The organism is Bordetella genomosp. 5, from assembly GCF_002261475.1.
In the GTDB taxonomy this organism is placed as follows: domain Bacteria; phylum Pseudomonadota; class Gammaproteobacteria; order Burkholderiales; family Burkholderiaceae_B; genus Bordetella.
Genome location: NZ_NEVN01000010.1, coordinates 126,160 through 153,024 on the forward strand (window position 1 = coordinate 126,160; position 26,865 = coordinate 153,024).

At 68.1% G+C, this 26,865-nt stretch carries 20 protein-coding genes; 11 read left to right on the plus strand and 9 right to left on the minus strand.

The features are described 5' to 3' along the window. Positions 1-16: 16 nt before the first annotated feature. Positions 17-709: a hypothetical protein gene (locus CEK29_RS19150; RefSeq protein WP_094801409.1), complete on the minus strand. Its 693-nt coding sequence runs from the start codon at positions 707-709 to the stop codon at positions 17-19. A 494-nt stretch (positions 710-1,203) separates the two neighbouring features. Here CEK29_RS19150 and CEK29_RS19155 point away from each other — a divergent pair, with 494 nt between their 5' ends. Together CEK29_RS19155 and CEK29_RS19160 are read left to right on the plus strand one after the other, a co-directional pair. Next, positions 1,204-1,623, plus strand: a complete 420-nt coding sequence (locus CEK29_RS19155; protein ID WP_094801407.1) for a hypothetical protein — start codon at positions 1,204-1,206, stop codon at positions 1,621-1,623. Next, positions 1,620-1,973 carry a hypothetical protein gene (locus CEK29_RS19160; RefSeq protein ID WP_255176206.1) on the plus strand — a complete coding sequence of 118 codons (354 nt, stop codon included), beginning with the start codon at positions 1,620-1,622 and terminating at the stop codon, positions 1,971-1,973. The genes CEK29_RS19155 and CEK29_RS19160 overlap by 4 nt, the downstream gene beginning before the upstream one ends. A 90-nt stretch (positions 1,974-2,063) precedes the next feature. On the opposite strand, the gene CEK29_RS19165 is transcribed toward CEK29_RS19160, so the two are convergent. Continuing rightward, positions 2,064-2,657, minus strand: coding sequence for an SUKH-4 family immunity protein (locus CEK29_RS19165; RefSeq protein WP_094859012.1), 594 nt, complete (start codon positions 2,655-2,657; stop codon positions 2,064-2,066). A gap of 317 nt (positions 2,658-2,974) precedes the next feature. Between CEK29_RS19165 and CEK29_RS19170 the strand changes: the two genes are divergently transcribed. Then, positions 2,975-5,365, plus strand: a complete 2,391-nt coding sequence (locus tag CEK29_RS19170) for a mechanosensitive ion channel domain-containing protein (RefSeq protein ID WP_255176207.1) — start codon at positions 2,975-2,977, stop codon at positions 5,363-5,365. Positions 5,366-5,464: 99 nt separating this feature from the next. Here CEK29_RS19170 and CEK29_RS19175 read toward each other — a convergent pair whose 3' ends face one another. Further along, positions 5,465-6,508, minus strand: a complete 1,044-nt coding sequence (locus tag CEK29_RS19175) for a hypothetical protein (RefSeq protein ID WP_094859014.1) — start codon at positions 6,506-6,508, stop codon at positions 5,465-5,467. 130 nt (positions 6,509-6,638) lie between these two features. Further along, positions 6,639-7,547, minus strand: coding sequence for a LysR family transcriptional regulator (locus tag CEK29_RS19180; protein WP_094859015.1), 909 nt, complete (start codon positions 7,545-7,547; stop codon positions 6,639-6,641). Between the two features lie 123 nt (positions 7,548-7,670). On the opposite strand from CEK29_RS19180, the gene CEK29_RS19185 reads away from it, so the two are divergent. From CEK29_RS19185 to CEK29_RS19195, 3 genes are read left to right on the plus strand one after another with little or no spacing between them, the layout of a single operon-like run. Beyond that, the gene (locus tag CEK29_RS19185; RefSeq protein WP_094801399.1) at positions 7,671-8,264 is read left to right on the plus strand and encodes an amino acid synthesis family protein; all 594 of its coding nucleotides are present in this window, start codon (positions 7,671-7,673) and stop codon (positions 8,262-8,264) included. Beyond that, complete coding sequence (locus tag CEK29_RS19190) at positions 8,261-9,049, plus strand: alpha/beta fold hydrolase (protein ID WP_094859016.1); 789 nt, start codon at positions 8,261-8,263, stop codon at positions 9,047-9,049. Before CEK29_RS19185 ends, CEK29_RS19190 begins: the two co-directional genes overlap by 4 nt. Before the next feature lie 46 nt (positions 9,050-9,095). Further along, positions 9,096-10,067: a Bug family tripartite tricarboxylate transporter substrate binding protein gene (locus tag CEK29_RS19195; RefSeq protein WP_094859017.1), complete on the plus strand. Its 972-nt coding sequence runs from the start codon at positions 9,096-9,098 to the stop codon at positions 10,065-10,067. A gap of 14 nt (positions 10,068-10,081) precedes the next feature. Here the strand turns inward: CEK29_RS19195 and CEK29_RS19200 are convergent, their stop codons facing one another. Beyond that, positions 10,082-11,275 (minus strand): MFS transporter, encoded by a 1,194-nt coding sequence (locus CEK29_RS19200; protein WP_094801394.1) that lies wholly within the window; start codon positions 11,273-11,275, stop codon positions 10,082-10,084. An 86-nt stretch (positions 11,276-11,361) separates the two neighbouring features. Between CEK29_RS19200 and CEK29_RS19205 the strand changes: the two genes are divergently transcribed. Then, positions 11,362-12,156 (plus strand): AraC family transcriptional regulator, encoded by a 795-nt coding sequence (locus tag CEK29_RS19205; RefSeq protein WP_094801392.1) that lies wholly within the window; start codon positions 11,362-11,364, stop codon positions 12,154-12,156. Between the two features lie 104 nt (positions 12,157-12,260). Here CEK29_RS19205 and CEK29_RS19210 read toward each other — a convergent pair whose 3' ends face one another. Then, positions 12,261-13,001 carry an SDR family NAD(P)-dependent oxidoreductase gene (locus tag CEK29_RS19210; RefSeq protein WP_094801390.1) on the minus strand — a complete coding sequence of 247 codons (741 nt, stop codon included), beginning with the start codon at positions 12,999-13,001 and terminating at the stop codon, positions 12,261-12,263. 239 nt (positions 13,002-13,240) lie between these two features. On the opposite strand from CEK29_RS19210, the gene CEK29_RS19215 reads away from it, so the two are divergent. Then, positions 13,241-13,897 carry a TetR/AcrR family transcriptional regulator gene (locus CEK29_RS19215; protein ID WP_094859018.1) on the plus strand — a complete coding sequence of 219 codons (657 nt, stop codon included), beginning with the start codon at positions 13,241-13,243 and terminating at the stop codon, positions 13,895-13,897. 51 nt (positions 13,898-13,948) lie between these two features. Here the strand turns inward: CEK29_RS19215 and CEK29_RS19220 are convergent, their stop codons facing one another. Both CEK29_RS19220 and CEK29_RS19225 read right to left on the minus strand, forming a co-directional pair. Continuing rightward, positions 13,949-16,117 carry an ATP-binding response regulator gene (locus CEK29_RS19220; protein WP_094859019.1) on the minus strand — a complete coding sequence of 723 codons (2,169 nt, stop codon included), beginning with the start codon at positions 16,115-16,117 and terminating at the stop codon, positions 13,949-13,951. Between the two features lie 269 nt (positions 16,118-16,386). After that, entirely contained in the window at positions 16,387-22,065 is a 5,679-nt protein-coding gene (locus CEK29_RS19225; RefSeq protein WP_176456934.1) for an autotransporter domain-containing protein, read from the minus strand. A gap of 273 nt (positions 22,066-22,338) precedes the next feature. On the opposite strand from CEK29_RS19225, the gene CEK29_RS19235 reads away from it, so the two are divergent. Then, the gene (locus tag CEK29_RS19235) at positions 22,339-24,465 is read left to right on the plus strand and encodes a TonB-dependent receptor (RefSeq protein ID WP_255176208.1); all 2,127 of its coding nucleotides are present in this window, start codon (positions 22,339-22,341) and stop codon (positions 24,463-24,465) included. A gap of 170 nt (positions 24,466-24,635) precedes the next feature. On the opposite strand, the gene CEK29_RS19240 is transcribed toward CEK29_RS19235, so the two are convergent. Then, entirely contained in the window at positions 24,636-25,268 is a 633-nt protein-coding gene (locus tag CEK29_RS19240) for a DUF1294 domain-containing protein (RefSeq protein ID WP_094859023.1), read from the minus strand. A 237-nt stretch (positions 25,269-25,505) separates the two neighbouring features. Between CEK29_RS19240 and CEK29_RS19245 the strand changes: the two genes are divergently transcribed. Then, a complete protein-coding gene (locus CEK29_RS19245) occupies positions 25,506-26,177 on the plus strand; it encodes a lysozyme inhibitor LprI family protein (RefSeq protein WP_094859024.1) in 672 nt (223 codons plus the stop codon). 165 nt (positions 26,178-26,342) lie between these two features. Further along, positions 26,343-26,738 (plus strand): VOC family protein, encoded by a 396-nt coding sequence (locus CEK29_RS19250; RefSeq protein ID WP_094859025.1) that lies wholly within the window; start codon positions 26,343-26,345, stop codon positions 26,736-26,738. Positions 26,739-26,865: the final 127 nt, after the last annotated feature.

Genomic DNA, 26,865 nt, shown 5'->3' on the forward strand with positions numbered 1-26,865 from the left:
CGCGCGCCGGCCCTGCTCAACGACACTTCTGTTGCGGCAGCCCGTAGCCGATCGTGACGGCCGTGACGGGGACATCCGCGAAAAGCTTCGCAGCGTAGGTGTCGAAACGGGTCTCGCAATTGAATTTGGTTTGCAGCACGTAATCTTCGCCGGCGGACTTGTTCATGTGTTCGCGCCAGCCGTGGGCGGCGCTCGACGCCTTGCCGCCGACCAGCAGCATCTCGAGCAGCACTTCCATGCCGCCGGACGAGCGCGGCGCCTGCCATAGCGCATAGGCGGCGGGATCCACCGCGTTGCCGCAACCCGCCAGGCAGCTGGCGGTGTAACGCATCCCCGATCCGAACGCACGCGGCGTGATCGGTTGGCCGGGCGTCGGCGCATCCTCGCCGATGAAGGAACGCAGGTCCGCGTCGCAGCCGTTCGCAGTGACGAGGCTCAGCGCCGACACCTTGCCGTTGTCGATCGTCGCGGTGATGCGGCAGTTCTTCACGACGAACACGTGGTCTTTGCCGAAGGATTCGCGCGCAATGCCCGCCACCGATTCGAAATAGCGCTGGTCCACGCCCAGCATCGAACCGTTGAACACGTCGTTGACCGTCGCACTGGCAGGCGCGCCACCCGCGGCGGGCTGAGCGGTACTGGCGTGCACGGCGCCCACATACGTGGCGCTCGCACTCAGCAGGGCCAGGGTCGCTGCGGTGAATTTCATGCGTGCAAGACTCCGATCGTGTTCATGAAGGCCGCCCCAGGTCTTTGCTTGCGGGACGAAAGCATGCGAATTCGACCACAAAACCCGCGCGCTGAGCGGCTTCGGCGGCGGCCGATTCGGCGCGCGGCGCCGGATGCGTATCAAAGCCCGGGCGGCGCATCATCGCCGAACGCGGCCGTGCCGCGCGCGCCAAAGTGCCTAGCGCAAGCGCGCCCTTGCGCACCCATCGCCGCGAAACGCAGCAATGAAGCGGCTCGACGGCCCGGCATCGGTGCCAGCGCTTGCGCCCGCAACGATCGCCCGCGAGCCCGACGCGCCGGCGAATGCGCAGGCCAAGAAAGTAACAAGCGCAACCGCAGCGCAACATTCGCTAACTCAAGCCTGGGGTGCAGGAACGCATATACGCCTGCTGTGCCCCGCCACGCCCCGCTATCATGGAACAACGCCCGGCCTCCGGGCTTCCAACAACAATCCAAACCGCGAGGCACGCAGCCATGGAACATATCGAAACGCCGCTCGGCACGCTGGCCGTCAGCACCGACGAGGAAGGCCAACTCTACGCCCAGGCCACCTGGCAGCAGGGAGAGCGCGAGGTGTTCTACACCATCATGCTCGACGCGCAGCACCAGCTCACCGCCGAACCCACGTTCGTTCTCGAACGCCTGGCCCGGCTCGATGAATTCACGCAGGCGGCCACCCGCCACCTGCAGGAAGCCCTGGGCACACCGGAAGAGGTCGGCCACAACGGCCTGCTGTTGTGGGGCGAAGAGCTGACCTTCTGGGGCGGCACGAGCTGGTCGATTCTGTTCGCCGAGGGCGCCTTCCCGATCTGCCAGCCCTACGGCGTGCTGGCCAATTTCGAAGGCGACCAGCTGGTCAACTTCGACGACCTGTCCGACGCCGAAGAGGCATGAGCGGCGAGCGGCCGGCAGAGCGCGGCGGCGCCGCGGCATCGGAAGCGGCGGCCCCCGAGGCCGCCGTGGCCGCCCGGGCGCGGCAGCCCGGCGTCAAGGCGCCGGCGCGGCGCCAGCCCGCCTGGACCTTCGCCAGCGTCGTGACCCTGCTGTGCGGCCTGGCGAACGCCTACCTGCACTGGTATCTGGTCATGAACGAAGCGATGTGGCCCTACATCGTCTTCGAATTGATCCCGGGCGTGCTCGGACTGGTTTGCGGTGTGTACGCCATCTACCGCTATGACAGCAAAGTGGCCTGGGTCGGCCTGCTGCTGGCGCTATCGCCCCTCATCACCTGGCTGAGCGTGTGAGCGGCGGCTGAGCGTGCGAGGGGCGGCTGCCGAATGGCGCCTGCGCTAAGTGCCCCTAGCCCGGCTGGAGGCACCCTAGCCGGGCACCCCCTACAACAACCCGTCGCGCAGTTGCTCGCGAATGCGGTGCCACCACGCCCCGCGCTCGAGCGCGGCGGCGTCGCGTTTGCGCCATGTCCGCTCCAGCTCGCTTAGCGCCGCGGCACGATCGAAGCCGGCCTCGGCCTGCGACTCGGCGCCGACCTCGCCGCGCCGGAAGGCTTCGAGCCGCGCCTGCATATCGGCCTGGCTATAGACCTTCGCGCCCGCGTCGGCCACGCTCGCCATCGCCTGAAAGCGTTGGTAGGCCACCAGAAAATGCAGGAAATTCTCGAGGCGCGCGTTGACATACAGGTGCGCTTCGCCTGGCCCGGCCGTCATGACGTGCCCGTCGGGCAACACCACCAGCCACAGCGCTTCGCCCCAGGGCTCGCGCGCGATCACCATGCCGGCGCCATCGCCGAACGACCGCATGGCGGGCGGCACGAACTCGATCAACGGAATCGGCGGCACGGGCTGCACCGGCACGCCGGGTTCGCAGAGCCAGGCACAGGCCTGATCATCCAGGCCGGCGTCGGCGAGTGTGCGCGCATCCAGCCGGGCGGCACCTCCGGCATACAAGCTGCTGAGATCGTCGTGGGTCATGATGGTTACGCTTTCGCGCCCTCGTTCGATGATCCAGTATGGCACCGCGACTCGCGCGCGGGAAGCACCCCGGCAAAGGGCCTCGGGCCACCCCGCGGCGGCGGGGCTTTATCATCTAGGCAGCAGCGCCTGCCGCGGCCCGGTCACGCGCACCCGTTTTTCGCCTTGCTCCCACAGGAGATTTATTAGTGGTTCGATCCGCAACGACAACATCCCCTTCCGTCCTGACCCGCCATCACGCCACCAGTCTCTGGTGGCGCGGACGGGAGAGGCCCTGGCTGGCAAGCCTGATACTGACGGTGATGTTGTGTTGCGCGATGCTCTCCTGGCCGGCGCACGCCGTGCTTCCAGGCGCGCAAACGGCGCAGGCCGCGTCGCAGGATGCGGCCGCGGCCCCCGCGCTGAGCCCGGCCGCGCTGGCGGACCTGCTCGATAACCCCGAGGTACGCAAGACCCTGACGGACCAGTTGCGTGCGCAGGCATCGGGCGAAAAGCCGCCCGCTCCCGCCGCCGTGCCCGCCGAACCCGCCGACCCCGGCCTTCAGGAACGCATGGCCGATGGCGTTCAGCGCTTTCTGACCGGCGTGGCCGCCGATATGGGCCAGGGCGTGGACGACATGCGGACCCTGGCCTCCGGAGGCAGCCTGCGGATGGACAGCGGCACCGCGGGCAACGCCCTGCTGCCGCTCGGGCTGGCCGCCGTCGCCACGATTCTCGCGTTCATCCTGCTGCGCATGATCGCCATGCGCATCTACGCCCGCATCGATCACTGGGTAGCCGAGCAGACCTGCGTCACCGAACCGACGCCGCAGCGCGGCGCGCCCTTGTCGATGCGTGTGCTGTGGCGCCGCGCGGGCGCCATCGTGGGCGCGCTGGCGATCGACGTCGGCGTCGTGCTGCTCGCCGCCATGGCGGGGGGCACCGCCGCGCTCTGGAGCACGCCGGGACGCGGCACGCTGGACGCGCTGGCGGCCATCTTCATTCAGGCCTTCGTCGCGGTGGAGATCGTCAAGGTGCTGATCCGTACGGTGTTCGCCGTCCGTCATCCGCATCTGCGCCTCTTGCCGATGTCCGACGAACTGGCGAAATACTGGAACGCCTGGCTGGTGCGCATCGTGACGGCGGCCGGCTACGGCACGCTGCTCATCGATCCCGTCATGTCGGCCGCGCTCTCGCCCGCGTTGGGGCGCCTGACCAGCATGATCATCATGCTCGCGGTCTACGTGTATGCCGTCCGCGTGATCTGGCAAAACCGCCGCACCGTGCGCGAGCGGCTGGATCGCAGCGCCGCCGGCGCCGCCACCTTCATGGGCTCGCGGCTGCGCTTCCTGTCGCGCGTCTGGCACATCCTCGGCATTCTGTACTTCACCATTCTGCTGGTGGTGAGTCAGATCGACCCCGACAACGCCCTGCCCTTCATGGCCCGCGCCACGGCGCAGACCCTGCTAGTCATCGGCGTGGGCAGCCTGCTGATTCTGCTGTTGAACACGATATTGGCCAAGCCGATCCAGCTCTCGGCTGAGATGCGCCGCCGCCTGCCGCTGCTCGAGGCGCGCGTGAACGCCTATGTGCCGGCCACACTCAAAATGGTGGGCTGGATCATCCGAATCGTGATGGTGCTGCTCATCCTCGATGCCTGGCAGGCCTTCGACCTGTCGCGCTGGCTGGCCTCGGATGCAGGCGCGGCGGCCATCAAGATGGTGGTGAACATCGCCATCGTGCTGTTGATCGCGGCGCTGGCCTGGACCGTCATCGCCAGCATCATCGAGCACCGCCTGAGCCAGAGCGAGGGGCGCGGCATGCCCACCGCGCGCGAGCGCACGCTGCTGGCGCTGTTCCGCAACGCCGCCCTGATCGTCATCGTCACGATGACGCTGATGGTGCTGCTCTCGCAGATCGGCATCGACGTGGGCCCGCTCATCGCCGGCGCCGGCGTGGTCGGCCTGGCCATCGGTTTCGGCGCGCAGAAGCTGGTGCAGGACATCATCACCGGCGTCTTCATCCAGCTCGAAAACGGCATGAACGAGAACGACGTGGTCCAAGTGGCGGGCGTGTTCGGCACGGTCGAGAAGATGACGATACGGTCGGTGGGAATCCGCACGCTCGATGGCGGCTATCACCTGGTGCCGTTCTCGTCGGTTGACGTCGTGGCCAACCACATGCGCGACTTCTCCTACCATCTGGGCGAATACACCATCGCGCATCGCGAGAGCGTGGACGACGCCATCGATCATCTGCGCGCCGCGTTCGCGGAGCTCATGACCGATTCGGTGTTGGGCCCCGAGATTCTCGAAGACATGACGGTGGCTGGCGTCACGGCGGTCAACGACAAGGGCGTGACCATCCGGATCCTAATCAAGACGACCCCCGGCATGCAGTGGGCGGTGCAGCGCGGCTACAACCGCCTGCTCAAGAAGCACTTCGACGCCGCCGGCATCGAGCTGCCCTACCCGCACACCGTCGTTTACTTCGGGCAGGACAAGCGGGGTTACGCGCCGCCGGCCAACGTGGCCGTGCAGCAGGAACGCGCGGACGAGGGCGAGAATGCCCGCGCCGCGGGCCACACGCGGCGCCCGCTGCAACGCGCCGAACCCGCGCCGGACTCGGCCGAGGTGCTTGGCAACGAGCTCGAGGCACGGGAAGAAGGCGAGGCCCGGGACGCGCAGGAAGCGCGCGACCCGGACGTCCTGGACAAGCCGCGCGCCTGACGGGCCGACGGCCGCGCTGCCGCAGACATCCCTGCGTCAGCGCGGCCCCGCGCGACGCAGGGCGCGCGCTTAAAACCGCCAGGCCCGGTCACGCAGGGGCTATCGGCCCTTGCGCAGCGAGAGCGGCACGCCCCAGACGGGGTCTTCCGTGCCCACGCTGCCCAGCGGCGTCATCGTCATCGGCTCGATGCGCGACAGCAACGCGCGGTGCGCGTCGCTCAGCATGCGCTGCGCCAGATAGCGCTGCGTGAAGTCCATCGGCGCCGGCCCGGTGTAGACCGTGAAGTCTTCGAGCGGGCATTCGATCTTGACGCTTTCCGTGGCGCGGCAGCCCGCCTGCCGGAACTTGTAGCTCGGCGTGCGCAGATGCATGCGCTGCGCCAGCACCAGTTGGCCGCCCTTGAGCGAGAAGCTCGCCAGGGCGTGCTGCGGCGGCACGCGCGTCTGCACCTTGATGACGGGCACGTCACGCGACGCCGTTTCTTCGTAGTAGCCCGCGCCCATCCCTTGCGTGGTCTCGCTGTACTGCTCCTCGCCCCACGCCACGCAGTTGCCCGACGCGCGATGCACGGCCGTGCAGACCTGCCGCGACTTGATCTGCGTGTGCTGGGTCGCGTCTTTCCAGTTGGATTCTTTGTAGTATTCGCGGTAGAGCTCGGCCGACAGGAACGCCGTGCCATAGGCGCCGCGCCCCGAGCCGGCCGCGCCCTTGGCAGCCTTGATCTTGTCCAGCGAGGCGTCGAGCTTATAGTCGTCGCCGCCGGTCAGCAGATACTTGCCGGGCGGCAGAATGTGGACCTCGAAGGCCTTGAACAGGTACGTCGTGTTCGGATCGCGTTGCAGATAATTGTTCTGGAACTTGCGGCCGAAGGTGATCTCCGGCTTGTCGGCATGCGTCCAGACCACGTTGGGCGTCCACTCGGCAAACGACTCCGCATACTTCAGGGACTTGTGCGGGTTCAGGTCGGCGACCAGCACCACCGACATATTCGCCTTGAGCGCCTCACCGATGAGGTCCACCAGCTTCGCATAGCGCGGATCGTCCGGCGTGCCCTTGCCGGAAGGCTCAGGCACGGCGCAGCCCGACAGCCCGAGCGCAAGCGTGAGGAGTGACAGGGCAACGCGCGTCGTCGACGACTTCATGAGGGGTCCTTGGAGGGCGGAGTCGGAAGTGGCGTGAATCTTAATCCCTGCGCAGCAAACCTGCTCGCCGCCGGCGCAACCGATTGTCGCGTCCGCAACCATTCCTGTCTGGCCGCCGCCACGCGCCAGGCTACACCCGCACGGCCCCCTTGCGCCTGGTGAACTGCGACAGCGACTGCAGGGCCAGCGTATGCATCGCCGCCACCGACGGCAGCAGCGTTTCTTCTTTGCGCGTGAGCACGCCGACGATGCGCTCCACCGTCGGCTCGGCCAGCGGCACGAACACAAGCCCGCTGTCGGCGGCGGGCCGCGCGAGTACCGGCAGGATGGTCACGCCGAGCCCGGCCACCACGCTCGCCAGCAGCGAGGCGCGGTTCGATATCACCATGGCCGGGTCATCGATGGCGCTGCCCAGCTGCCGGTTCTTCAGGGTTTCGAAGGTGGCGTTGCCAATGAGGCGTTCGCCGGCAAGCGCGGCCCAGGTCACGGGCCCGCGACGGCGTGCCAGCGCATGCCCTTTGCGGCACACGAGTCCGTAGGCGTCGCGCGCGACCGGCGTGAAGGCCACTTCCGCCGTGCGCGGCACCTGACCCGCCACGCCCACCTGCACTTCGCCCGACAACACCAGCCGGTGCACGTCGGGCGACGGCTCGTCGACGGCGCGGATGCGCACGTCCGGATGCCCGCGTGCATAACGCTCCAGCAGACGCGGCAGCCACTCGTCGGCCAGCGAGGGCATGACCGCCAACGCGACCGCCCCCTGATGCCCCGTGCCGAGACGCCGCGCCGCGTCGAGCACGCGATCGTGCGTGAGCAGCAGCTCGCGCAACAGCGGCGCCACCGCAATGCCCAGGGGCGTGAGCTGCGCGCGCTTGCCCGGCTCGAACAGCGGCGCGCCGATCCTGGCTTCGAGATCCTGCATGGCCGCCGACACGGCCGCCTGCGACCGGAACGTGCCCTCGGCGGCCAGCCGGAAGCTGCCGTGATCCGCGGCCATCAGGAACTGCCGCAGGTGCTGGATCTTCAGAGGAACGGACATGGCGGCGGTCGGCGTCGAGTTCAGGTTTTCCGAAGTTAACTTGCGTTAATTTGGATTGTCAAAATTCGTCCCCGCACCCAACAATGAGCCATCGTTTTTCCACATTGGATCGGGAGCAGCGCGATGTCTCTGCAAGTGCGCAAGGTAGTGAGTTATGTCGAAAAGACCCTCATCGAGGGTGGCCGTGAGGCGCCGCAGCCGCTGGTGATGATCGTGGCGGCCGCCGTGATCAAGAATCCGTGGGCGGGCCTGCCGTTCCAGGAAGACCTGCGCCCCGGCATCCTGGAGGCCGCCCCGCCGCTGGGAGAGCTGCTGGTCGCGGAAATCCTGCGCCAGGCCGGCTCCGCCGACAAGGTCGAGGCCTACGGCAAGGCCGCCGTCGTGGGCACGTCCGGTGAGGTCGAGCACGCCTCGGCCCTGATCCACACGCTGCGCTTTGGCAACGCCTATCGCAACGCCGTGGGCGGCACGAGCTACCTGAGCTTCACCAACATGCGTGGCGGGCCGGGCTGCGTGATCTCGATTCCGCTCATGCACAAGCTCGATGAAGGCCTGCGCTCGCATTACCTCACCGTCCAGACCACCATCAACGATGCGCCCGCTCCCGACGAGATCGTGATCGCCCTGGGCGCCGCCACCTCCGGCCGGCCCCACCATCGGATCGGCAATCGCTACTCCGACCTCCAGGAACTGGCGCAGGAGGCGCAAGCCAAATGAACGCGCAATCGCGGCGTTCCGGCCAGGGCGAGCCGCTGGTCCTGCTGCATGGCGTCGGTCTCGACCACACCCTGTGGGACGACCTGGCACCGCAGCTGGAACCCGACTTCGACGTGCTGCGCTACGACCTGCTAGGACACGGTAAGGCGCCCGCCCTGCGCGGCACCGCCGATATCCACGACTTCATCGCGCAGCTCGATGGCGAGCTCGACCGCGCCGGCTGGGCCGACGCGCATGTGCTGGGCTATTCGATGGGCGGCCTGATCGCCGGCGCCTATGCGGCGGCCCGGCCGGCGCGGGTCCGGCGGCTCACCCTGCTGAGCACCGTGTTCCGGCGTACCGCCGAGGAGTCCGCCGCGGTCCAGGGCAGGTTGGCGGCGGCGGCCACGCAGGATCCCCACGCCGCCGCGCAGGTCTCGCTGGCACGCTGGTTCACCCCCGACTTCCAGGTGACGCGGCCGGAGCGCGTGGACCGCGTGGGACGGCGCCTGCTCGAGAACGACCGCGCGAGCTTCCTGTCCGCGTATGCGTTGTTCGCGGGCGGCGACCGCATTCTGGCCGAGGCCGCCCCGCGGATCACCTGCCCCGTGCTGGTGATGACGGGCGCGGACGACGTCGGATCGAATCCTCGCATGACGCGGGAGCTGGCCCAGGCTCTGCCCGATGGCCGCGCCCACATCGTGCCCGGCCAACGGCATATGCTGCCGGTAGAGCAGCCCGCTCTCGTGGCCACCGCATTGCGCAGCTTCTTTCTGGCGCGCACGCCCGAATCGTCCGCCGCATAGAGACGATCGGCGCAAGATCCACCCAGGTGGAAACGGAGACAACAACATGAACCGCAGAACCTTGATCAAGACCCTGGCCGCGTTGCCGATCGCATCGCTGGCCGCCGCCGCCAGCCGCTATGCCGTGGCGCGCGAGACACCGTTGCGCGTGATCGTGCCCTTCCCGCCGGGCGGCGGCACCGATGTGCTCGGCCGCGTCATCGCCGCGTCGCTGGGCGACACGATGGCGCGCCCGGTCGTCGTCGAGAACAAGCCGGGCGCGAGCGGCATGCTGGGCGCCGACTTCACGGCGAACGGCGCCAAGGATGGCAGCATCCTGTTGTTTGCCGGCCTCGTTCCTTCGGTCCGTTACTACGCGCAGCCCGCCGAAGAAATGCTCAAGCAGCTGGCGCCCGTCTGCCCGATCGCACGCTCGCCCTACATGGTGGCCGTCAATGGCGACGTGCCGGCCCGCACGCTGGCCGACCTGCTGGCGCTGGCCAAGCGCAGTCCGAAGGGGCTGACCTTCGGCACGCCGGGCAACGCCACGCCGCAGCACCTGGCCACCGAGCTGTTGCAGGCCGCGTGCGGCATCGAGATGCTGCACGTGCCCTATCGCGGCACCGGCCCGATGATGACGGACCTGCTCGGCGGCCAGATCCAGGTCGTGGTGGCCACCGTCGCTGCCGTCGAGCCGTATCTCAAGAGCGACCGCCTGCGCGTGCTGGCCGTGACCAGCGCCACCCGGCTGCCGAAGTACCCGGACATTCCCACCGTGGCGGAAAGCGGCTTCCCGGACTTCTCTGCGCAGATTCAGTTCGGCACCTACTGCGCGGCCGGCACACCCGAAGCCACGATCGCCACGCTCAACCGCGGCGTGAACGAAGCGCTGAAAACCGATGCGATCCGCGGCAAGCTGGCCGAACAGGGATTCCAGCCCACGGGCGGCACGCCGGCGCAGCTGCAGGAGGCTTTGCTGGCCGAAATCCGCGCCGTCGCAGGGCTGGTGCAGGCGGGCAAGGTGAAGGTGGATCTGTAACCGATGAACGGCGGTTAGGCGGGCTTCCTGGCCCGCAACACCGCCGGAATCCCGCAAGCCGCCAGCACGACCAGCAGCGCCATTCCCTGGAAGGCCGCGACCAGTCCGGCCGCATGCGCCGCATAGCCCAGCAGCGCGGGGCCGAGCAACACGCCCAGGTAGCCGAGCATGCTGGCCGCCGCAATGGCATGGGACGGCCGCATGATGGTCTGGCGGCCGGCCAAGGAAAACAGGATGGGCACCACATTGCCGGCGGCGGCGCCCGCCAGGGCGATGCTGGTGAACACCACGACCAGATGGCCGCTCGACGCCGCCAGCGCGAGGCCCCCCGCGGTCAGCACGAAGCCCGCCATCAACACGCCGCGCTCGCCGACGCGTGAGACGATGCGGTCGCCCACGACCCGGATCAAGGTCATCGTGCTCGCAAACACGACAAACCCCGCCCCGGCGTAGTCGACATCGATCCCCTTCTCCTGCGACAGCAGGAGCGCGCTCCAATCCAGCATCGCGCCCTCGGCGAGAAAAATCACCATGGCCAGCACGCCGATCGCGAGCACGCGTCCACGCGGCATGACCAGCAGAGGAACCTTCTCCGGGGATGCAGTCGCAAGAAAGCCCGGCGCGGCGACCCACACGCCCCCGGCGATCACGATGCCCGCGGCCAGCGCGGCGAGCGCAGCACTCAGACCCGCCGCGAGGACACCCGTCATCGCGGCAGCCCCAACGAGCCCGCCGACACTGTACAGCCCGTGAAATCCCGACATGAGCGGCCGCCCGGCGCGCTGCTGCACCTCCGTGCCGTGCACGTTGGCCGCCACATCGATCGCACCGATGACCGCCCCGAACAGCATCAGGCATAGGCCCAACAGCAAGGGCGAGGGCGCCAACGCGAGCAATGGCAGCGCAATCGCCAACCCGGCACCCGCGCCGACGATCAAGGCCTTGCAGCCTACGCGGCCCGCCAACGCACCCGCTCCCGGCATGCCGATCACGGCGCCCAGGCCCAGACACAAGAGCACGGTGCCCAGCGTTGCCGAATCGGCACCCAGCCGCTGCTGCGCATAGGGCACCAGCGGGGCCCACGAAGAGAGGCCGAAGCCCGCAATGAAGAACGACAGCTGCGTCGCGCGTCGGGGCGCACGCAGCGTGGAAAGCGGGACGGGAGCGACGTGGGAATCCCTGCGCGTGAACACATCGACCTGCGACACAACAAACTCCTGAGAACAAGGCCTAGCCGAGAGGCCTAGACCATATCAAGAGCACGCAGCACATTCTGTCTATACTTGGCCGGATTATGTCGAAAACCCGCCAACACGCGACCCGACACCGCGAGCCGCGCGACCCCGACCGCGCCACGGCGGCTGTCGTCGGTCTCATCGAACCCTGGGTGCCCGGCCACCAGGCGCCTCACAGCCACCGCCGGCATCAGCTCCTTTGCACGGCAAGCGGCGTGATCCACGTTACGACCTCGCTCGGCGAGTGGGTGCTGCCCTCCACACGCGCCCTTTGGATCGGCAGTGGCACGCTGCACGCCACCCGTGTCAGACGGCCCGCCGACACCCGCGTGCTCTACATCGATCCCCAGGCGCATCCGGCGCCGCCGGGACCAGACTGCTACGTCGTCGCGATCAACCCGCTGTTGCGCGAATTGATCGCGACCTGCGCCGCTGCCCCCTGGGATTATGCGATCGACTCGCCCGAGGCGCGCCTGGCCACCGTGCTGATCGACCAGGTGCGCGCCGTCGAGCATGCCTCCGTCGACCTGCCGTTTCCCGCCGACTCGCGCGCGGTCCATCTGGCCAACATCCTGCGCGAGGATCCGGCCAACCGCGAGCCGCTCGACGTCCTGGCGCATCGCGTGGGATCGAGTTCCCGCACGATCGAGCGCCTTTTCCGAAAAGAGGCCGGTCTGTCGTTCGGCAGTTGGCGCCAGCGCCAACGTCTTCTGACGGCGATGGAACACCTCGCCTACGGCGAGAGTGTGACGAACGTCGCGCTCGATGTCGGCTACGAATCCGCGTCGAGCTTTGTCGCCGCCTTCAGAACGATGTTCGGCAACACGCCAGCGCGTTACTTCAAAGCGCGCTGAAACGCCCCGCGCAAAGTCGTGCGACGGGCCACGCGCTTTGCCGACGGTTGCGCACGCAACGAACGAGGCGGCGCCGGTCAGGGCGCACCGCCTCGCCCGCGTCGTCAGGCGTTCAGACCGCCATCCACCGTGATCGCCGTGCCGGTGATCTGGCGCGCGGCGGGGCTGGCCAGGAAGCTAACCGCGGCGGCAACATCTTCGGGCTCGTTGTAGCGGCCCAGCGCGGTCAGCGCGCGCAGCGCATCGGCGTGCTCACCCACCGCGGGATTCATGTCGGTGTCGGTCCCGCCGGGCTGCACCAGGTTTACGGTGATGTCGCGCGGGCCCAGTTCCCGGGCCAGACCGCGTGTGAGGGCGACCTGCGCCGACTTGGTGACCGAGTACACGGTGACCTCGGTGGACACGATGCGGTCCGCCAGCGACGAGCCGATGAAGATGATGCGGCCGCCCGCGTTCAGATGCGGAATGGCGGCCTGGGCCACCAGGATCGCGCCGCGCACGTTCACATCGAGCTGCGCGTCGATGTCGGCCAGGCTCATCTGCTCCAGCGAGCCCTGACGCGCGATGCCGGCGTTATTGACCAGGATGTCCAGACCGCCGAGCGCGCGCACGGTTTCATCGACCGCTTGCCGCATGGCGGTGGGCTCGCCGCTGTTGGCCTGGATGGCCACGGCGCGGCCGCCCGCCTTCTCGATCGTCTGCACGACCTCGGCGGCGCGCTGGGCGGAGTGTTCGTAGGTGATGGCGACGGCCGCGCCACGGCGGGCCAGGTCACGGGCGATGGCGGCGCCGATGCCGCGCGAGGCGCCGGTGACGAGGGCGCGCTTTCCGATGAGGTCGTTCATGGTTGTTCCTTGCTTGCGTCTGCACGACGCGTGGACGGTAGGGCGGGCCGCGCCGGAGGCGCCGAACCCGGAGACCCGCCATCAGCAAGGGGCGCTGGCTGGCGAGCGGGACTATTTATGTATCGATCGATACACAAAGCTTAGAGGGAAAGCCCCGCCACGTCAAAATAATATAGTGATCGATATATATTTATCGATAGCACTTGCCAACCCGGTTTCGAGGGTTTATATAACGATCAATGCAGAATTCATCCGCCCCTGTCCCCGATTCGTCCGCCAAGCCTTCCCGCGGCCGCGGCCGTCCACGCGCCTTCGATCGCGAGGCCGCGCTCGAGCAGGCCATGCGCCTGTTCTGGGTGAAGGGCTACGAGGCCACGTCGATCGCCGACCTGACGCAGACGATGGGGATCGGCACGCCCAGCCTGTACGCGGCGTTCGGCTCCAAAGAAGCGCTCTACGCCGAGGCGCTGCAGCACTACGCGCAGAAGTATTCGTGCCTGGTGTGGGGTAATTTCGCGAACGCGGCGACGGCCCGCGAAGCGACCGCCGCGTTCCTGATGGATTCGGCCGCGGCCCTGACGGGCTGTAGCGCCGACATCCCGCGTGGCTGCATGGTGACCCTGTCGGCGGTCGGCGATGAAGGCCATGCCGGGCTGGGAGCGCAGGTGCGCGCGGCGCGCAACGAAGGCTTCGAACTCCTGAAGGCGCGCTTCGAGCGCGGCGTGGCCGATGGCGAGATTCCGCCATCGACCGACATCGCCGCGCTGGCCCGCTACGTGCAGACGGTGCAGTACGGCATGTCGATCCAGGCGCGCGACGGCGTCAGCCGCGACGAGCTGGCGCGCACCGCGATGTTCGCGATGCGCGGCTGGGATGCGCTGGTGCAAGCGGTCTGACACGCGTGGCCGTCGTGCGAGGGCCGTTTCGCGCCGGGCGTTCGCGGTCTGCTATGTCGAGCCGGGCGACACGTCCGCCAGCAGTGTGATGAGCGCGTCGAGGTCCACGGGCTTGACCAGATGCGCATCGAAACCGGCTTCGTGCGAGGAGCGACGGTCCTCTTCCTGTCCCCAGCCGCTGAAAGCCACGATCGTGACGTCCTTGCCCCAATCGAGCTGGCGGATGCGACGGCAGGCTTCGTGACCACTCATGCCCGGCATGCCGATGTCCATCAGAATCACCTGCGGCCGCATCACTGCGCCGATCTCGATGGCCTCGGCGCCGCTGTAGGCCAGTCGGGCCTCGTGCCCCTCGAGTTCGAGCAGCGCGATCAGCGACTCGACCGCATCACGGTTGTCATCGACCACCAGCACGCGGCGCGCTTCGCTTGCGCGCGCGTGGGGCCCGGCGAGCGGCTCTACATCCGGCACCTCGGTCACCGGCAACCAGACAATGAAGTCGCTGCCCTGACCCAGGCCGGCACTCTCGGCGCGCACCGTGCCGCCATGCATTTCGACCAGGCGCTTGACCAGCATCAGCCCGATGCCCAGGCCTCCCTGGGCCCGCTCTTCGGTGCGGTTGACTTGCGTAAACATCTCGAAGATCCGATCCAGCTGATCGGGCGGAATGCCTGAGCCGTTGTCTTGAATATGCACCTCGACGTGACCATCGGGCCGGATCACCCGCAGCTCGATGTCACCACCGGGCGGTGTGTACTTCGCCGCATTCGACAGCAGGTTGCCGAACACCTGAGTCAGGCGGGCCGGATCGCCTCGCAACGTGATTCCGGCCTGAGGCTGCACGACTTTCAGGCGGTGCCCCTGCTGATCCAGCAGCGGCCTGCACGCCTCGACGGCATGGCGCAGCACGACATCGAGCGAGAGAGACTCGAGCCGCAACTCGAGCTTGCCGCGATTGATGCGGTTCACATCCAGAAGGTCATCGACGAGCCGCACCAGTTGCCGCGCCTGACGATCCATCACGTCGTGCGCGCGCCGTGTCATGGCGGGGTCCTGAGCTGCGCGCCTCTGCACCTCGAGCATATTGCGCAACGCCGCCAGCGGGTTGCGCAGCTCGTGGGCCAGCACGGCGAGGAATTCGTCCTTGCGCAGACGCTCCTGCGCCAATTCGGCGTCGACCTGATGCCGCTCGATCAACTCGGCCGCCTGTCGCGCCAGCAAATCGATGTAGCGCAAGGCCTGTGGGCTGGGCCCGCCCGCCCACCGGTAATGATTGTTGAGCATGCCCAGCAGCCGCCCGTCGCGGCTCATGAGCGGCGTGCACTGAATCGAACGAATGCCGTCTTCGAGCACGATCTCGAGCCCGAGGGTGCCCTGCAGGCCATCGAGCTTCTCGACGTCGTGCACCACGAGCCGCTGTATCTGTCGCGCTGCCTCGCCGCAGCTCGCGTCCCAGCCGTCGTCCGCGAAATGCTCGACCAGCCGTTGACTCAGGCCCTGATGCACGACGATGCGCAGGGTCTGCGTGGCAGGATTGAAGATCTGAATGTTGCCCTTGTCGGTGCCCGAGATATCCGCCGCCGCCGCCAGGATTTTCTTGAGCATGGGCTCGAACGCGCCGGGCCCGACAAGCTCTGCGCTCAGTGCCTGCAGCCGAACGAGCGACTGCATCTCGGTGTTCATGTATGCGGTCGACCGGTCGCGCTCCACCACGATGCTGGCGGTCAGCGCACCGAACTCGGCCACGCGCTTCTCCCAGTCATTGGGTTCGCGCGCTTCCGACAGACACAGGAAGAACGAGCCGACGGCCAGCCCGTTCGGCCCGATCGCAGGGTGTGAGTAACACGCACGGATATCGTTGGCGAGACACAGGGAGCGCCAGGGCGCGGCCCATTGCGTGGAGTGCTCGACGTCGGCACACACCACCGGCTTGCCCGCGTAAATCGCCGCGCCGCAGGTGCCGATCAGCGCCTCGCCGATGGGCAAGCCCCTGACCGCCTCGGCAAAAGACGGGGCGAGGTGCGCGGAATAACCATTCCCGATGGCCGAGCGATCGGGATTCGCAAGCAGCACGCAGGCGCGCGTGCCGGGCACGAGACGAGCCACCGCGTCCGTAAGCGCATCCAGGCACGTCTCCATCGCCGCGCCCGATGCGACCAGCAGCAGTGCCTGCCGCTGCTCTGCATCCAGGTGGGCAGCGCGCTCGAAGTCGGATGGCATGGGACCCACGGCTCGCTCCTGATGGCGAAAGCATCCGTGGGGCGGCGGGCGCACGCGACCGGAAGCTGATCAGGGCCGCCTCGAACAACGACATGTTTCGCGACGGTCACGAAGTCATCGTGCCATGAAACTGTTCGTAGATATGTTGCCAATTGTCCCGCCGCGGGGATCACGGCAGCCGGACGGCCGGCCCGCGGATCGCCGCCCGCCGGACGGCCGACCCGCGGATCGCCGACCGCCGGACGGCCGGCCCCCGGATCGCCGGCCGCTCAATATCTCCAGCGGAGGTTGAGGGAGCCGGCGTGTTCGCGGCTGCCGTTGCCGTATTGGCCCGAGTACGACACGCCTATGGTGGCGGCGCGCGATACGGCGACGTCCGCGCCGAACTCGACGATGGCCGCGTCGCGTGCGATCGGCGCGCCTGCCACCGTAAAGGCCTGGCTGCCATCGAAGGCCATCGTGGTCTGCGGCGTGACATCGCCGAAGGCGTGGCGCCAGCCCAGCGATCCGCGCAGCGTGCCTTCGGTGCTCCCCAGCTTGAATGTCGTGCGGCCACGCAGGCCGACGGTGCTCGCCACCTGATCCTGGCTCTCGCCGCGGCCGCTCAGCGCGGCGAGGCCGCCGGATTCGTTGAAGCCGCGCGTGCGCAGATCGCTGTACGACAGGCCGACGAACGGCTCGACGCTGGCACGGTCGGACACGGCGATCTCGTAGCCCAGTTCGGTGAACACCTGCGCCGTGCTCGCACCGTAATCCGCGCTCAGCTTTTCGGTGGCGCCGGCCACGCTCGTCGTGCGTTCGGTGCTGATGTCGTGCCAGGTGTAGGCCGCGCCGGCCATCACGTTCAGGCGGCCCCGGCCTGCCTCGAACGACTTGCCGCCGTAGAGCGCGGCACTGTAGCTCGACACATCGGCCTGCGAAGCCCGGCCGTCCACCCGCGATTTGCCATCGGTGTAGCCCAGCGCGCCGCCCACGCGCCAGCCGTTGCCCACCGGCTGGTCCGTGCCGATGAACACGCCCGTGGTGCGCTGACGCACTTCGGCGTTGTTGTCGTTGCCCGAGATCGTTTGCCAATTGCCGACGAGCTCCGCCCAGGCCGGCAGCGCGTTCGACGCCGGAAGCCCGGACGCCGGAAGCCCGGACGCCGGCATGGCGGCCGAGCCTGCCTGCGCCATCGGCGCGCCCGCCCGCATGCCGGCATTCAGATTGGCGCGCAGCCGATTGAGCGGCACGCTGCGCACCGTCGAACCCAGGCCCATCAACGTGCCGGCGATCCCGGCATGCGCCTCGCCCGACAGGCTGTCGAACACCGCGGGCGGCGCACCGTTGGGCAGGGTCAGGATGTACTCGTGCAGCGCGCTGCCCGTGGGCAGCGTGTCCAACGCGCGGGCCGTGGCGCGCTGATTGCCGCTGATCGCCGCATCGGCGAATGCGATGGGACGCGTCGGCGGTCGGGGCGTGCCCGGCTCCGTGGGGTTGCCCGGGTTGGTGGGCACACCGGGCTCGGTCGGCGTCGGCGGCGCGCCCGGCTCGGTGGGGTTCGGGGGATTGGGTGAGCCACCATCGACCTGCTTGCGCGCGAGCTCCAGCGTCACCTGCTGAGCGTCATAGGCCAGCGCCGGCGTCAGAAACGCGTAGTCCGACGCCACCGTCGAGAACGTGCCCTGGATCTGGTTCGCCGTGAGAATGGTGTAGCGCTGCGTCGACGAGAACCCGCCCGCCGTGCCCACATGCACGACAGAACCGGCAAGCCGCGCCGTGCCGCTCACATCGATACGATCGCTGAGGCTCGATGCGGGATCCGCTTCGACGCGATAGGTCGATCCCGGCGCGAACGTCAGGTCTCCCGCCACGGTCAGCGTGCCGATCGAGTTGCCCGGCGCGATGGTGGCGCCGCTCATCAGCGTGGTGGACCCGACCTGGCCCGTGCCTTGCAACGTCGCGCCGTCGCCGATGGCGAGCGTGCCGCCCAGCTTGCCGGCGCCCGCAATGCCCACGCTCAGGGTGCCCGCCTGCACGTCGGTGTGGCCGGCGAAGCTGCTGCTGTCGCCCGTGAGCGCAAGCCCGCCCGCGCCCTGCTTCAGTAGCGTGCCGCTGCCTGTGATGCGGTCGGCGTAGGTGGCATCGATCGCGCCGTCCAGGCGCAGCGTCGCGCCGGCCGAGAGATCGGCGTTGCCCGCGAAGCGGTTGGCAATGACGCCGAGCTCGCCCGCCTCGACGCGCCACGACTGCTGGCGCGCATCGCCCTGCAGCAGCAGCGTGCCCATGCCGCGCTTGCTGAACGTGCCTGCGCCGAGCACGTCGTTCGTGCGTGTCGCGTTGCTGATCTGGTCGAAAACCACAGTGCCGTCGTTGGCCACCGCGCCACTGATGCTGTCGGCGTTGCCCACCAGCGTGCCGGCCTCGATCACCGTATTGCCGTAGCTGTTCGCGCCAGTCAACATCAGGGTGCCCGCGCCGCGCTTGACGAGGTTGCCTCCGCCGACGAGATCCTGCCCGACCGTGAAGGTGTGCGAGACATCGTCGACGTCGAATCCGCCGCCCACCGCGCTCCAGTGCATGGCCCGGCCGGTCGAGGCATATTGATTGCCGAGAATGCGCAGCGCGCCCCCCTCGAATCGCAACGCGCCCGCCGTCCCGAGGCTGGCATCGCTCGCCACGGCCAGCGTGCCGCCGGACAGGCGCGTCTCGCCCTGATAGATGTTCGAGCCGGACAGCACCAGCGTGCCGTCTCCGGTCTTGTCGAGGCCACCCGCGCCCCCGATCACCGCGCCGATATCGGCGCTCACGCCCGCCAGCACGGAGACCGCGCCGCCGCTGGCACGCACATCGAGGCCGCCCAGCGTGCCGTTGCCGTGCACGGCGCTCTCGAGCCGATAGCCATCGGCCACGAACTGCAGGCTATCGAAGGCCTGGTTGCCCTCGACCGTGATCGTGCCGCCACCCGCCGCGTTGAACACCGCGGTCTTGGCACCCCAGGGCTGGGCCACATTGCCATTTTCGTTTGTCCATTGCAGCGACGTGTCGCTCCATGTGCCGCTGCCGCCCGACCAGGTTTGCAGTTGATCGGAGCCCACGCTGCCCAGGCGCAGGTCGATGAAGCCCGGCAGACTGCTCACCACGCTCAGCGGTTGTCCCGCGAAGGTGCCCGGAACGGTCAGGTTGTCGGCCAGCAGGCTGCCGCCGTAGCTGATGAGCCGGTAGTAGCCCGGCCCTGCCAAAGCCGCCGGATCCCGCAACGCGAGGGTGCCGTTGAGCGATACGTTACCGGCCACCGCCAGATGCGAGCTTGCGCCCAGCGAGGGCGTGGTGCCTGCCGCGCCCAGGGTGTGCACCAGCGTGCTGCCGGGCAGCAGACTCAGCGAGCCGTCGACGCGCAGGTTGGCGTTGGCCGCCCCCGGATCGAGCGTGCCACCCAATTGCGCCGTGACGCTGCCCACGCGCCCGGTACCCGACAGCGTGGCGCCGTTGCCGATCGTGAAGTTGGATTGTGCCGACGAGCCACTGACATACAGCGTGCCCGCGTCGACGGCAGTGCTGCCCACATACGCGTTCGTGCCCGACAGCGTGAGCGTGCCCGTGCCCACCTTGCGCAGGCTGGATACGCCGTTGATCTGCCCCGAAAACGTGGAGGAGGTGTTGTCGCTGCCCACCGTGAGCAGGTTGGCCGCCGAACCGAAGATCGCACCCGTCCCGGCCAGCGAGCTCACGTTCTGCGAATCGCGCAGGTCCACGATCCCGCTGCCCTGCACCGTCAGGTTGCCCGGACCGAGTAGATTTGCGCCCCAGACGACCAGCGCAGCGTCTTCCACCGACGTGCCGCCGGTGTGCGTGTTGGGCAGGGTCAGGCTGAAAGAGCCGCCGCCGACCAGCGTGAGCCGGCCCGCACCGGCAAGCGGCGTCGCGATATGCACGTCGGTCCGGCCGTTATTGTCGAGGGTCATGCCGCCGGCGCCGATCGTGATGTCTCCGGCGGAGAACCCCGAAAACAGGGGCTGCGCGGACAGCACCCGGAAGATGCCGCCGTCGACGTCGATCGTGGCGGCGCTCGCGCCGCCCTGCCTGATGATCTGAGAGGCCAACACGACCGGCGCGTCGCCGGCGCCGGAACGTGTCAGGGTCAGATGCCCTGCGCCTCCGTTCGCACCCATGCGCAGAACGCTCGTCTGGAGGGTTGCGCCATTGCGCAGGTTCACCGTGCCCACGCTGTTTGGCACGTTTCCGATGACAAACGTGTTGGCCATTTCCAGCGAGGATCCCGATCCTTCGATGGAAACGGTACCGCGGGCCGTGTCTCCGATGATGGCGTTACCGCCCTGAACGCGACCGCGCGACCGGATGGTCAACTCACCGGCGCTCGCATGGCCCAGCACCAGGCTCTGCGTGTTCCACGTCGTGAGCAGATCCTCCACGGTAATGGCGCTTACCAACGACGCGCCCGCCTGCCGGCCGATGAACGCGCTGCTCGTCGTGAGAACGGCGCCGTCCGACAAGGCCAGGTTGGACGACGCCGTGTAGGCCGTGTCGAGCGTGGATATTGCCGAGCCCAGGCGCGCGCCGGTCCCCGCCAGCGCCAGCGTACCGCCATCGATGCGGATGCCTCCGGTCATGGTGTTATCGCCGGTCAGCGTGAGTGTGCCTCCCTGGTCCTTCACGAGCAGGCCGCCGCCGCTCATCTGGCCGGCATACGTCACGTCATCGGTGCGACGGAACACCACGCTGCCTTGGTTGACGATGTCACCCGCGACCGAGCCACTCGTGCCGTTACCGATCTGCAGCACGCTGCCAGACCGAACGGTCGTGCCGCCGGTGTGGACGTTGGTACCGGTCAGCCGCGTATAGCCGAATCCATTTACCGTCACCGAGCCGGAGCCCTCGATAGATGGCGAAAATTCGTAGGCCGCGTCCTGCTGATTGAAGTTGATCTGACCGTGATTGGTGATCGCGTTGGACGTGCTGATGCCCCCCGACGTCGCCCCGGCGCGTGTGGCATTGCCGATGTTCAGTACGCCGTTGCTCTGAATCAACAGACGCTGGTTGGCGCCGGATATCGCCACCGTGGACTGGCTCACGTTCAGGATGCCCGCGCCGCCGTTGGTGCCTCCGCCCACCACGATCGAGGCCGACGGGTCACTCACGCCGGCCTGCAGCGTCGAACCGCCGGTCAGCGTCACGGTGCCGATGCCGCCACGCCCGCCGGCAAAGCCGCCGCCCCCCGCGCCCCCGATGTAGAGACTCCCGTCGATATACATCCGCGCCTGATGCAGGCTGAGCTCGCCGGTGCCGCCATCGCCGCCCGCCGTCGCTGGCAGGTTGTACGCGCCGCCCTCACCGCCGCCTGCGCCGCCCACGAACATCGAACGACTGACCGCGATGGTGCCGGTGTTGACCGTCATCGTGCCGAAGGTACCGGCGCCACCGGCGGCGAAGCCGCCGCCGCCACCGCCGCCGCCGCCCACCCCCACGTAGTCGTACTGCCCCAGTGGATCGAAAATGGCCAAGCCTTGCAATGTGACGGTCGCCGCACCCCTGCCGCCCGCGCCCGCGCTGGTATCGGGCGACTGTCCCGTGGTGTTCAGCACCGGCGCACCGTGGCTGCCGGCAACGGTGCCATCGCCCCCCCGCCCGCCGATGGCGCCGCTGCCGCCGATGGCCTGCACGCCGCTGACCGCACCGCCGCCCGCCCCGCCCGCTTCCATGCCACCGCCGCGGCCGCCGCCTTTCTGGTAGCCCCCGCCACCGCCGCCGCCACCAATGCCGCCACCGCCGCCGCCGCCCACATACAAGGCCCCGAAATCGGCAGCGCCGCCGTTGCCACCGTCGCCGACCAGCAGATTGTCCGCCACCGCGGTACCCCCCGCGGTGAGGCTCAGTGCGGCGGCCAGCGCCAGGGTCAGCGGCCGGAGCGCGAAGCTCGGGGCAAGGAAAGTCGGGTAGCGAGGGGGCATGGCGATCGGAGACCTGACGTGACGAATACAGGTGAGTAACCAACACGCGCTACGGGTTCCATGGCACGTACGACACGCCAGTGAAGAGCGGCGGGCCCGCATCGGAAGCATTTTGTTTCATCAATGAGAATGAGAACTCTGATCTCTTTTTCGATCTCGCGGGTCATGGCTAGTGAACACATCACTTACCCAGGATTCTTGACCATGCACGTTGCCGCGGCGTCTGCACGCACCCACTCCTCCCCCCACCGACGGACCGCCTTGGCGACGGCGATGAGCGCCGCCTTCTGCGGCCTCGTCGCGGCCTCCGCCGCGCAGGCGCAGACCCCGACCGCGAATGTGTCGACCCTGCCGTCGGTCACCGTGTCCGCGCCGCTGCTCAACGAACTGCCCGAGTCGTACGCCGGCGGCCAGGTCGCACGCGGTGGCAACCTCGGCATTCTCGGCACGGGCGATGTGATGGACATCCCCGTCAGCACGACCAACTACACCTCGCAGATGCTGCAGGACCAGCAGGCCCGCACCTTGGCCGACGTGGTCGTGAACGAGGCGTCGGTGCGCGTCATGACGTCCACGGGCAGCTTCAGCGAAGACTTCCAGATCCGCGGCTTCAACGTGCCCAGTGGCGATATCGGCCTGAACGGTCTGTATGGCCTGACGTCCAGCAACCGCATGCCCGCCGCGCTGATGGAACGCGTGGAAGTGCTCAAGGGCCCGGGCACGCTGATGTACGGCATCAGCCCGACCGGCAGCATCGGCGGCAACATCAACATCGTGACCAAGCGCGCGGGCGACACGCCGCTCACGCGCCTCACCACCACCTACGAAAGCAAGTCCGTGCTCGGCACGCAGCTCGACGTGGGCCGCCGCTTCGGCGACGACAATCAATGGGGCATCCGCGTCAACGGCCAGTACCGCAACGGCCAGACCAGCCTCGACGGCGGCCGCCAGGCCATGGGCATGGGCGCGGTCGCGCTCGACTACCGCTCGCCCAAGCTGCGCTGGTCGCTCGATGCCTACTCGCAACGCGAGAACCTCGACAACTTCCGTGCGCAAACGGGCTTTGCCCCCGGCATTTCGTACCTGCCATCGGCCCCGTCCGGCCATCGCGCCATCTATGACGGCGCCGATCTGCTGAGCTACGACTCCGTGGTGGCCTCGCGTATCGAGTACGACATCGCCGACAACCTCATGGTCTACGGCGCCGCGGGCTATCGCTACGGCGGCACCGAGCAGGACTTCCCCTCCGCGCGCACGATCAACGGCCTGGACGAGCACGGCAACTTCCGCGTGACCAACGCCTGGTACGACGCCTATGCCCGCAACAAGACCGCCGAGATCGGCGCACGCGCGCGCTTCGATACCTTCGGCGTGAAACACACGCTGAGCGTCTCGGGCTCGATCCTGGCCATGGAAGCGGGCAGCTTCTTCCTGTCGGCACCGGCCAGCTCCGCGCAGAACTCCAACATCTACGATCCGGTCAAGCTCACGCCCATGACCGGCCATCGCGGTGCGCGCACGAAGAACTCCGAGACCGATCTGGCCAGCCTCGCGATCACCGACACGCTGTCGTTCGCGAATGACCGCATCCTGCTGACCGGCGGCCTGCGCCACCAGAACGTCAAGCTGGACAACTTCAATGCCGCCGGCAGCGTGACGTCTTCGTACGACGAAAGCGCCGTCTCGCCGATCGCCGGCATCGTGCTCAAGCCCTGGGAAAACGTCGCGCTGTACGGCAACTTCACCTCGGGCCTGACCCGCGGCGGCACCGCACCGGTGACCGCGGCCAACGCCGGCGAAGTGTTCGCACCGTACAAGTCCAAGCAGTACGAAGCCGGTGTGAAGGTCGATTGGGGCAAGGTCATGACCACCGTCTCGGTGTTCCAGATCGACCGCCCCAACTCGCTGACCGATCCGATCACCAACGTCTACAGCTTCGACGGCGAACAACGCAACCGCGGCCTGGAGCTCGCCGCCGTCGGCGAGATCACCAAGGGCCTGCGCGTGATGGCCAGCGCCACGTTCTACGACGCCAAGCTGACCGAAACCGCCGGCGGCCTGAACCAGGGCAACCGCGCGCCGGGCGTACCCAAGCGCACCTACAACCTCGGCGTCGACTGGGACATCCCCGGCGTGCAAGGCCTGAGCGTCAACGCGCGCGCCATCCACACCGCCTCGTCGCCGTACGATGCCGAGAACTCGCTCACGCTGCCCTCGTGGACGCGCTACGACCTCGGCGCACGCTACCGCACCGAAGTGATGGGCAAGCCCGTCACCTTCCGCGCCAACGTCGAAAACCTGTTCAACAAGAACTACTGGCTCTCCAGCAGCACGCTGCTGACCGTCGCCACCGCGGCCGCCCCGCGCACGTTCCTGTTGTCGGCGCAGATCGACTTCTAAAGCACGAGCGGGCCCTGCCCGCGAGGAAAGAAGCCAACCGGCCGCTGCGCAGCGGCCGGTTTTTTTATGGGCTCGCTCGGTCGAAGCAGAACTTCCGCCGCATCCTTATTGAGTCGGCTCCGACTATTTCCGAGACACCTCGCACCGGGCCGGTGATTGCCGCGAAGGCCTCACGGCAGCGCCTGCGCCCACGACCAGAGCCACGCCCTTCCGGCCGGCAGCGCCAGCATTGCACAGCCCGCGCAGTTCAGCGCAACGGTGGCCCAATACACCGCCAGGAATGAAGTCTTGGATGACTTGTGGCGCAGCACCTGCTGCGCCACGAGCGCGCCGGGCCAGCCGCCCGCGAGCGCCAGCAGATGCAGCGTGCTCTCTGAAATGCGCCGTGCGCCGGCGCGGGCGGACGACTTATCGGCCGCGTACACCAGAAACGTCAGCCCGCTCAGGCCGCCATACACCAGCGCAATCCACCAGGGCAGACCGCCCAGCCCGATCGCCGCGGCCAGACACGCCACCAAGAGGGCAAGCACGAGCTGGCTGGTGCGATCGAGGCCGGTCGCCGCACGGATGCGCTCGCTCGCCGGAGGCAAGGCCACATCGAGCAACTGCACCTTGCTCGCCCGCAACCGGCCATCGGCACTGGTCTCGGCCACGAAGCGCACGCGCTGCGCCATTCGCGGCCGCCCGGATTCGAAGGCGGAAATATGCGCGAACACGGCCCTGCCGCCCTCGGCCGGCGCGATGAAGCCGAACCCGCGGGCGTCATTCCAGCTTTTGATCGTTCCTTCCTGGCGGCCCTTCATGCCGCGGCATCCGGCGCGACACGTCGTCGCGGGGTGCTGTCATCGTCGGGGAAAACTGTCATTGTCGGGCCCTGTCACAACCAGAAAACATGCGCTTACGAATGGCCGCTATTGTATCGGCCGGTACGAGATCGCCCCGCCATAACCACGGCGACGTCGGCGCGCAAGCAGCGCTGCACGACGCGCCGGCCGGTGCCCGCCTGACCGGCTTCACATTCTTTCCGGAGAGCTTCACCCATGATTCGTCATCTGGCCTTAGTTGCATCGCTGGCCATGGCAGGCAGTGCCGCGGCGGCCCCCTCGTTCGACTGCGCCAAGGCCGCCACGCCGGTCGAGAAGTCCCTTTGCGGCAATTCGAAGCTGGGCGATCAGGATGCCGCCATCGCGCAGCAATACAAGGCGGTGCGCGAACAGCTCGACCCGGAAGCCGCCAAAGCCCTGACCGCCGATCAAAAGTATTTCCTCGGCGTGCGCGACAACGCCTACGAGGAGCCTTACGTGAACAGCACGCCTTTCGAGGCGATCACGACCCTCATGCGTTCGCGCCTGGCCTTCCTGAAGTCCATCAACCCCAAGCCGGCCGCCGGCTTCGTCGGCAAATGGCGCAACGTCGAAGGTGAGATCGAGATCACGAAAGGCGCCGACGGACAGTTGCAGGTCGCGGCCAACTCCGCCCGGCCCTACAGCGGCCGCTGGGTCTGCGATCTGAGCGGCAAGGCCGAGGTCTCCGGCGACACGCTGAAGATCACCTATCAGGACGGCAAGCCCTGGACGCTCACGCTCACCCGCCGCGGCGCCGTGATCGTCACGCACGAAACGCCGCCCCCTGGCGTGACACCCGACGGTTTCGGACCGCCTTTCTGCGGCATGAACGGCAGCCTCGAAGGCGCATGGTTCGCGGTGCGCTGACGAAACCACGTAGTGGTGGTGGCGGGCGCGGCAACCGCGCTCGCCACGGCTTTATGCGTGTAACCCGGAGCCGCTCGCCCGGTTGCAAATCGAAGCCTGGTCGCCCTTCCTATGAGCCTATGCTGACCTGATCGGCCGTGGCGGCCTCCTTACGGAGCAGGCGACATGTTGGACCACCTCGAAATTCACGTGAGCGACTTCGAGCGTAGCCGGGCTTTTTACCTGAGCGCGCTCGCGCCGTTGGGCTACGTCGCGCGCAAAACGCTGCCGACCGGCACCGGCTTCGGCGTTGGCGAAGCCGGCGAGGCCGCCGACGCCGGCGACCCGGGCGGCGAATTCTGGATCCATCAAGGCACGCCCAGCACGCCGCGCGTGCACGTGGCGTTTCGCGCGCGCAATCGCGATGAGGTCGACGCTTTCCATCGCGCAGCGCTCGCCGCGGGCGGCCGTGACAACGGCGGCCCCGGCGTACGCCCGAAGTATCACCCCAACTACTACGGCGCCTTCATCCTCGACCCCGACGGCTACAACGTCGAAGCCGTCTACCACGGCGCGGTCTGAACGCGCGTGCGAGCAGGACAGTCGATGCCCTCGTTGGCAGGTGCAGGAGAGCTTACGCACGCCTCAAGCGCGCGGCCCCGATTGGCCTGCGTAGCTGAGCTTGCGCACGCTCAAACGCGGCCCCGTT